This is a genomic window from uncultured Campylobacter sp. (genome assembly GCF_938045535.1).
Taxonomy (GTDB): domain Bacteria; phylum Campylobacterota; class Campylobacteria; order Campylobacterales; family Campylobacteraceae; genus Campylobacter_B.
The window spans coordinates 1-8,525 of record NZ_CALIMQ010000037.1 but is presented as its reverse complement, the minus strand read 5'-3'; the positions used below and the strand labels follow the sequence as shown (position 1 = coordinate 8,525).

Annotated in this window: 8 protein-coding genes and 1 pseudogene; all 9 read left to right on the top strand. The window is 42.8% G+C overall.

What is annotated here, in order from left to right; genetic code table 11:
- On the top strand, nucleotides 1-534 hold a 534-nt coding region (locus Q0095_RS01435; RefSeq protein ID WP_297880682.1), incomplete at its 5' end, for a hypothetical protein.
- A 326-nt stretch (nucleotides 535-860) separates the two neighbouring features.
- Complete coding sequence (locus Q0095_RS01430; RefSeq protein WP_297880680.1) at nucleotides 861-2,414, top strand: ATP-binding cassette domain-containing protein; 1,554 nt, start codon at nucleotides 861-863, stop codon at nucleotides 2,412-2,414.
- Nucleotides 2,415-2,693: 279 nt separating this feature from the next.
- Nucleotides 2,694-3,014: a c-type cytochrome gene (locus Q0095_RS01425; RefSeq protein ID WP_297880678.1), complete on the top strand. Its 321-nt coding sequence runs from the start codon at nucleotides 2,694-2,696 to the stop codon at nucleotides 3,012-3,014.
- 101 nt (nucleotides 3,015-3,115) lie between these two features.
- On the top strand, nucleotides 3,116-3,934 hold the full coding sequence (locus Q0095_RS10210) for a riboflavin synthase (RefSeq protein WP_366805916.1): 819 nt from the start codon (nucleotides 3,116-3,118) through the stop codon (nucleotides 3,932-3,934).
- A gap of 10 nt (nucleotides 3,935-3,944) precedes the next feature.
- Nucleotides 3,945-4,673: a polyphenol oxidase family protein gene (locus tag Q0095_RS01410; protein WP_297880684.1), complete on the top strand. Its 729-nt coding sequence runs from the start codon at nucleotides 3,945-3,947 to the stop codon at nucleotides 4,671-4,673.
- A gap of 279 nt (nucleotides 4,674-4,952) precedes the next feature.
- A complete protein-coding gene (rpsB, locus tag Q0095_RS01405; RefSeq protein WP_297880676.1) occupies nucleotides 4,953-5,750 on the top strand; it encodes a 30S ribosomal protein S2 in 798 nt (265 codons plus the stop codon).
- A pseudogene (tsf, locus tag Q0095_RS01400) lies at nucleotides 5,750-6,574 on the top strand (translation elongation factor Ts); the annotation flags it as partial. The gene rpsB and the pseudogene tsf, both read left to right, overlap by 1 nt.
- A 332-nt stretch (nucleotides 6,575-6,906) precedes the next feature.
- The gene (locus Q0095_RS01395; protein ID WP_297880675.1) at nucleotides 6,907-7,647 is read left to right on the top strand and encodes a ParA family protein; all 741 of its coding nucleotides are present in this window, start codon (nucleotides 6,907-6,909) and stop codon (nucleotides 7,645-7,647) included.
- The gene (locus tag Q0095_RS01390; protein WP_297880673.1) at nucleotides 7,644-8,276 is read left to right on the top strand and encodes a hypothetical protein; all 633 of its coding nucleotides are present in this window, start codon (nucleotides 7,644-7,646) and stop codon (nucleotides 8,274-8,276) included. Before Q0095_RS01395 ends, Q0095_RS01390 begins: the two co-directional genes overlap by 4 nt.
- The last annotated feature ends 249 nt before the right edge of the window (nucleotides 8,277-8,525 follow it).

The following is an 8,525-nucleotide window of genomic DNA, read 5'->3' as shown; positions in this document are numbered from 1 at the left end:
AATTTCTATAGAAACGCTTATGTCTATTTTTACAACGATAAAATCGTCAAGATAATTGACGGCGAAATTTTTGCGGAAATTACGCCGCGTCAAATACGAAAGCTTCACAAAACAGTATCCTATGCGCTTCCGATACATTACGGGCTAGATAGCGTCGGCGGTAAAACAGGCGTAATATTTCTTGTCGTTATCATGGCGGCGATGTTTGTAGTGCTGCCCGTAGCGACATCTATTTTTATAATTTTAGCGACGATCTGCATGGTGCTTTTGCCCCAGATCATTTTTCACTTCGGAGGTGGCGTCGATAGCGTTTTTGATATGATATTTTTACAGGGCAAAAACGGTTTGTTTTGTAATTTTATGATCAGCAATCCAAGCGATTACGCCGAGTTGCGTAGATATTTCAAAGCTGTTTGCAACAAAAATTTAGACCTAGCCGAAAAGAAAATCACGGCGCTATTTGAAGTGAGTAAATTGGAGATAAATTTATTAGCTAAATTTATCACGGAGCGCAACAAAAAGGGCGATACTTAGAGTTAAATTTGGATTTTAGCAGAGCCGGCAAAGTTTATAAAATTTAAAAATATAGTTAAAATTTTGCGCTTTGCCGCTTTAGGTTTTTAAATTTGATTCAAAATTTTACGATCCGTCAAATTTGATCCTATCTGCTAATTTCTGCCAGAGGCGTAAACACAAATAGGGCTTATCGCTCCTGGCGCGCCAAAAGCGGATAAATTTACGGCGGAATTTTACGCAGCCCGAGTAAAATTTTATTTGCGAAATGAGAACGGATTTAAAATTTAACCGTTTTTTCAAGCGAATTTTGCCACAATTGCGCTCAAATTTCATTGGGGCGAAAGATGAAAAAATATACCAAACAAATCCTCGCGATGCTCGCGCTAAACGCTATCTACAGCGGCTCGGGGATTTTGATTTTAAGCTTTATCAATAAATATCTACTTGACGGCGCCGAAAGAGGCGGGCGCATCATCGCGATATTTTTCGCGCTCTTGGCGCTATTTTTGCTGCTTTCGGTGCTAAGTCGCATCATGCTTTGCAAGATGGAAAACGACTTCGTGTTCGATCTGCGCACCAAGATCATCAAGCAGATCATCGATACGAAGTTCGAGTGCATCGAGGCTGCGTCGAAGGCGAACCTGCTTGCCTCCCTTTCCAGCGATATTTCGCGCCTGACCGAGGGCTTTATGCGCATCTCAGAGCTCATTCAAGGCGCGATGATCGTGCTGTTTTGCGGCATCTACGTGCTATACATCGCGCCTATGATGTTTGCGTTTTTATTCGTCTGGATCGGCGCGCTGATGATTTTCAATCGTTTTTTGATGAAAAAAGTCATGCAAAATTACGATCTGTACCGCCAAAACGAGGACGTTTTGTATAAAAACTACGCCGCGGCGATCGAGGGGCATAAGGAGCTGTCGCTAAGCCTAGCCAAAGCAAAGAGCCTATACGAAAACGACTTTTTGCCAAACGCGCAAAATTTACGCCAAAGCTCGCTTCGAGCCGAGGTTTACGGCGCGTTTGCGAGTAATTTTATGAACGTGATGATGCTAGGCGCCGTAGGCTTTGTGCTTTATTTTGGGCTCAGCGGCGGCAAAGCGGAGCTTGCAAACGCCGTAACGATCGCGCTTACGGTGCTTTTTTTGCGCGCGCCTTTGATGATGCTCATATTCTCGCTTCCTAGCGTGCTGCGCGCCAAGATCGCCTACGCAAAGATAAATGAGCTAAACTTGGACCCGTTCGTGCAGGGCTTCGAGCTTGCGCAAATGCAGCCGTGGCGCAGATTGGAGCTTAAAGACGTGAGCTTTTCGTATCCCGGCGGGAAATTCGGCATCAAGGGGGTAAACTTGCAGCTAAATGCAGGCGAGACGGTGTTTTTAATCGGCGAAAACGGCAGCGGAAAATCGACGCTTTTTATGATTTTAGCGGGCCTTTATACGCCACAAGCGGGCGAAATTTTAGCCGACGGCGCGACCCTTAAACCCTCTGGTCTGCGCGCTTATAGCAACAATATAAGCGCAGTTTTCAGCGATTTTTACCTCTTCGACTACGCTACGGGCGATGCGGACATCGCGCGCGAGTGGCTAGCGCTTACGCACCTACAGGATAAGGTTGAGCTAAAAGGGGCTAAATTTAGCACCACGAACCTATCTAGCGGGCAGCGCAAGCGCCTAGCGCTCGTAAGCGTGCTGATGGACGGGCGAAAATTTTTGATGCTTGACGAGTTTGCGGCCGATCTCGATCCGCAGTTTCGCACGGAGTTTTACGAGCGGATTTTGCCGGAGCTGAAATCGCGCGGATACACGATCTTTGCGATCTCTCACGATGATAAATACTTCGGCGCCGCAGATAAAATTTATAAGATGCAAAGAGGCGAAATTTCGCGCATAAAGTAAAGCGGCGAAATTTTAAAATTCTGCGCAAAATTTCGCGATGGAATTTGACATCTAGATGAAATTTCGCCGTAGAATTTCGCCGCGAAATTTTACGATTGAAATTTAAGGGGCAAGGCGAAATTCGCTTAAAATTTTACAGCATAAATTCCGCTTTGAGCCTCTACGCTAAAGTTTGCAGTAGATAGAATTTCGCCTCTTTAGCGCAAATTGCAAAAATTTAGCCGAAATTTACTAAATTTTGATTATACTGCACCCACAATTTAAAAAGAAAGGATAGGAATGAAAAAAGTTCTTATTGCATGTGCTGCGGTTGCGGCGTTTAGTTCGGCAGCGTTTGCCGCAGACGGCGCTACATTGTATAAAAAATGCGTGGCCTGTCACGGAGCCAATGCCGAGAAGCCTTATCTTGGCGGCAAAGTACCTGCGCTAAACACCCTAAGCAAGGAAGATATCATCGCTAGCCTAAAAGGTTACAAAGACGGCACTCTGGGCGAGGGCAAGGGAAAATTCGGTATGATGGGCGTTATGAAAGGTCAAGCAGCTTCGCTCAACGACGAATCGATCGAAGCGCTAGCCGATTTCATCGTTTCTAAAAAATAATTTCAAACTTCATTCGGCGGGCTTCGCGCTCGCCGAGCTTCGCTTAACCTTAAATTTCAAAATTCTACGCTAATATCACGTAAAAATTCCAAAGGCTCATAATGTTTAACGGACTGATCAGAGAGATCGCGCAGGTCGCGAGCTTTAGCGGCGATTTGCTGCGACTGCGCGCGAGATACCGCCCCGCGCTCGGCGATAGCGTCGCGGTAAACGGCGCGTGCCTGAGCGTGACGCGGCTTTTTGCGGACGGATTTGCGGTACAGCTTTCGAGCGAAACGGCACGCGTCATCGCCGCACAAAACCTGCACGGCTCGGTGCATATTGAGCCTGCGATGCGGATTGGAGATCGCATAGACGGGCATTTGATCCAAGGGCACGTCGATGCCGTGGGCGAAATTTATAAAATTTCAAAGCTCGCAAGCGGCGTCGATTTTTTTATCCGCGCGCCGCTGCATATAGCGCCGCTGCTAGCGCCGAAGGGCTCGGTGGCGATCGATGGCGTGAGCTTAACGATCAACGAAGTGCTTGAGGGCGGCGGAAATTTTATTCACAAAGACCGCAAAGGCCCGCTCGGTTCAAATTTTAGCGGCGCAGGTTCGCGCGGGCAAAATTCTAGCAGCTCAAATTCCGTTCGCGATCCAAACTTTTTGGGCGCAAATTTAAAAAGCAAAGCGCAAAGCTGCGCCATTCGCCTTACGATCATCCCGCTCACGTTTAAGGATACGCTTTTTGGATCATACAAAATCGGGCGCCGCGTAAATATCGAGACCGATCTGCTTGCGCGATACGTCGCGGCACAGCTACGTTTTGCCGGTGGACAGCCTGTCTGCGGTATGGACACGGCACGTGATGATAGCGCCGAGGGCGAAAAAGAGGGGCTTTCGTGGGATGCGGTAGATAAAATTTTGAGCCTGTATTAAGCGGCGCATGATGGACAAAATCGAAATTTGCAGAGAAAATCTTGAGTTTGTGTTGGACGGGCACGGTGTGCTGGGGGGCTTTAGCACGCGCGAAGGAGGCGTAAGCGGCGGAGCGTATGCGAGCTTAAATTTAGGGGATCACGTGGGCGACGATCCGCAAAACGTCGCGCAAAACCGCGAAATTTTAGCCGCTGCGCTCGGTATCGAGCCTCGAAATTTAAAATTTATGCGCCAGATCCACTCAAACAAAGTTGAAATTTTACGCACAGGTAGCGATGAAATCCCGCCCTGCGACGGGCTCGTGACCGATCTGCGCGGCGTGGCGCTGTGCGTGCTGGTAGCGGACTGCTCGCCCGTTTTGATCGCGGACGAGCGGCACGGGGTGGTTGCTGCGGTGCATGCGGGGCGCACGGGCGTGATAGGGCGGATCTGCACCAATGCGATAAATTTGATGAGCGAGCGCTTTGGCTGCGTCGCTGCGGAGCTGAAAGTATTCGTGGGCGCGAATATCAAGGCGCGAAACTACGAACTCGGCGGGCTTGATCTGGGCGAGTTTGAGCGCTACAAAACGCAGGGGCATTTCGATATGAACGCCGCACTGCGCGATGAGCTCGCAGCTGCGGGGGTACGAAACGTTAAATTCGATCCACGCTGCACCTTCGAGAGCGAGCGGCATTTTTCATACCGCAGAGACGGCGTCACGGGGCGCTTCTGCGGGTTTGTGATGAATAAAATTTAATCTAAAATTCATGCATTTTAATTGTAAATTTGTTTAGATAGAAGGGGTATTTGTTGTGAAATCTTAAGCAAATTTGCATGCGTCAGAATAAAAACAAAACACTATATAAGTTATGTAAAATCGCATAACAATCAAGCTTATTTTAATAAAATTTTAAATATAATTCCAATTTCATTTCACACGCATCAATCCTTGATTTAGTTGTAAATTTAGAGCAGATTTACGGGCGGATGCGGAGGAAGAAACTAAATTTCGGGGCAACCCACAAGGAGAAAACTCATGGTAACAATGAGAGATTTGCTAGAGTGCGGCGTTCATTTCGGACACCAAACACGCAGATGGAATCCGAAGATGAAAAAATTCATTTTCGGCGAGAGAAAAGGTATCTACATCATAGATCTACAAAAAACTATCCGCTACTTCCGCTACACTTATAATATAGTTCGCGACGCGGCTGCCGAGGGTAAAACCATACTTTTCGTAGGTACCAAAAAACAAGCCGGCGCGACGCTAAAAGAGTACGCCGAAAAATGCGGCATGCCTTATGTGAGCCACAGATGGCTAGGCGGCATGCTGACGAATTTTTCCACTATCAAGCAATCGATCCGCAAGCTCGAAGTAATCGAGACTATGGAAGAGGATGGCTCGATAAATTTACTAACTAAAAAAGAGGCGCTAATGCTTCGCCGCAAAAAAGAGAAGCTCGAGCTTTATCTAGGCGGCATTCGCAATATGAAGGGCCTTCCTGATATGATCTTCGTCATCGACGTAGTTAAAGAAAAGATTGCCGTAGCAGAAGCTAATCGCCTAAAAATGCCGGTTATCGCGCCTTTGGATACGAACTGCGATCCGGACGTAGTCGATTTCCCGATTCCGGGCAACGACGATGCGATCCGCTCAGTTCAGCTTTTTTGCCAAGAGATGGCTGAGGCGATCAACGAAGGCAAGGCGCTTCGCGATCAAGATGCGAGCGAGGATGTCGAGCAGAGCGAAGCCGTCAGCGACGAGGAGAAAGAGGAAGTCGTAGCCGAGGCGATGAGCGAAGAGGATTTTGACGTAAGCGAGGACGAAGAGTAATGGAAATCAGCGCGCAAATGGTAAAAGAGCTCCGCGAAAGCACCGGAGCGGGGATGATGGATTGCAAAAAGGCTTTAGTTGAAACAGACGGCGATATGGATAAGGCCGTAGATCTGCTTCGCGAAAAGGGCTTAGGAAAGGCTGCTAAAAAAGCCGATCGCCTAGCTAGCGAGGGCCTAGTGAGCGTCGAAGTGAGCGCGGATCACAAGATCGCCACCATAAGCGAGATAAATTCCGAAACCGACTTCGTGGCTAAAAATCAAAATTTTATAAATTTAGTTAAAAATACCACTCTACATATCCAAACCAAGGGCATTAGCAGCATTGATGAGCTAAATTCCAGCATCATCGACGGCGTTAAATTCGATGAGCATCTAAAAAGCCAGATCGCTACGATCGGCGAAAATTTGGTCGTTAGAAGATTTGAGACGATTAAGGCGGGTGCAAACGGCATAGTAAACGGCTACCTGCATTCAAACGGCCGCGTGGGTGTAATCATCGCAGCAGCTTGCGACAGCGAGCAAACTGCGGAGGGTGCGAAGGAGCTTATAAAAAATCTCTGCATGCACGCAGCCGCGATGAAACCGCAGGTCATCAGCTATAAAGAGCTTGACTCCGATTTTATCGAAAAAGAATTCTTAGCTCTTAAAGGCGAGTTTGAGAAGGAAAATGAGGAGTTTGTGCGCTTGGGCAAACCGCTTCATAAGATCCCGCAGTTTGGCTCGCGCGCGCATTTAAGCGATGAAATTTTAGCCAAAGAGATCGAAGCTTTAAAAGACGAGCTTCGCAAGCAAAATAAGCCTGAAAAAATTTGGGATAAAATTAATGAAAATACAGAAGCAATAGAAAATTTGGAAGCGATATATACAGGACTAAAAGATAAGATACAATTTAAAAAATTAACTGAAAAATATCCCAAAAAAATAGAAGAGATAAAAAATATTAACATGCAATTAAAAGCTATTTATGATATTGATGAAAATGAATTTACACAAGAAATAATCGAGTTAGCGGAGGATTTGATTATAAAAAAATAATAGGGGAAAATTATTATATATTCAGTTTGTCAGTCACGACTGACAAACAAAAAATTTGCTTTTTTCATAAATAATGTTATACTGAAAATAAAGGATAAATATATTTCAGGGAGGATATTATGAAAAAAATAGCAATTGTAAATAATAAAGGCGGTTGTGGTAAAACAACAACTGTTTTCAATTTGGCACACTATTTTGCAAAACAAGGGTTAAAGACTTTGGCAATAGATACAGATCCGCAGCTTAATCTTTCCACAAATTTTGGAGTAAATGTAAATGAATTAAATTTTTCATTGGGAGATTACTTGATTGAAAGAGCAAATGGCTTCCAACCTGAAATGCTAAATGAAAATTTATATTTAATAAGTGCAGGCTCTGAAGCAGAAAAAGATATGGAAGAATTAAAAAATCAAGGACCATATTATTACCAATTATTGAATAATTTTTTAGAAAATTTATCAGAAAATTATGACGTTGTAATATTTGATACAGCTCCAGCATTTAATGCTTATACAACTTCAGCAATTTATACTTCAAGTGTTTATCCTGTAATATTACCTGGAATAAATGAACTTTTAGGACTTAATGCTACGATTAATTTTACACAAGGATTAGGAAAGGACATATCAGGAATTATATTAATTAGAAAAGAGAAAACAGCATTGTCAGATCAAATACAGGAACAGTTACAAGAAGAATATAAAGATTATTTATTAAAAAGTATAATAAGAAAAAATGTAGCTCTGTCTGAATGTATTGTTACACATCAATCAATATTTGATTATTCAAAAAATTCAAACGGAGCAAAAGATTATAGTAACCTAGCAGAAGAAATAATGAAAAAAGAGGGTATAAGATGAGTAAAAAATTTAATTTAAATCTTAGTAAAATTAATAGTAAAAAAGTTCCAGCAGTTGCAAAAATTGAAAGTATTTATAATATAAATTATGAGGAACTTGACATATCAGGTATTGAAAAAGAAAAACTTATAAAGTATGAAAACGACATAACTTTTCATAAGGAAAAATCAATGGAACATATTTTTAAATATTCAAAAGCAATATTTGAAGCCAATCAAATTTTTTCAAATAAAGGAAATGGATTTTTTGGAAAATGGATAGAAAAATTAGGTGTAGATAGGGATAGTGCAAATGTAGCAATAAGAAAATATTCCTTATACTTAAAATATCAAACTAAGGGACTTGAAGAGCCTGAAAAAGTTTTGGCATTATCTAACAGAACTGTAAAAACTTTAACAGGGCAAAAAAAAGATGACTTCAAAGAAACTGAAATTATAGAAGTAATTACATCAGATAATCCAACTTCAAAATTAAAAGAGATAGAAGAACAAAAAGAAGCAATAAAATTATCTGATGTAGAAGAAAAAAGAATTTTTTTAACAAGAGAGAAAGTAAAAAGACAGCATTTGATAAAAAAGATAAGAGAAGAAATTAGAGATATTGAGGAAAAAATTAAATCTTTAAATTAAAAGTTCATAGCGACAATGACTTACAGATTAAAAACTCATAGTAGTGATGATGAAGAGCAGTTCTAAAAGGCTGCTCTTTTAATATGAAAATAAATTATTTTTACTTTGAATTTTGGCTTTAATTGAAACAACAAATGTTTACTAAATTTTTTCAGATGAAGCTGGCAGAAAAATGATTCAGTTTTGCGAAGTGGAACGCTCGCATTACGAACTCATTTTTTTGCCTGAAAAGCCCTCGGCGTTTGAGAG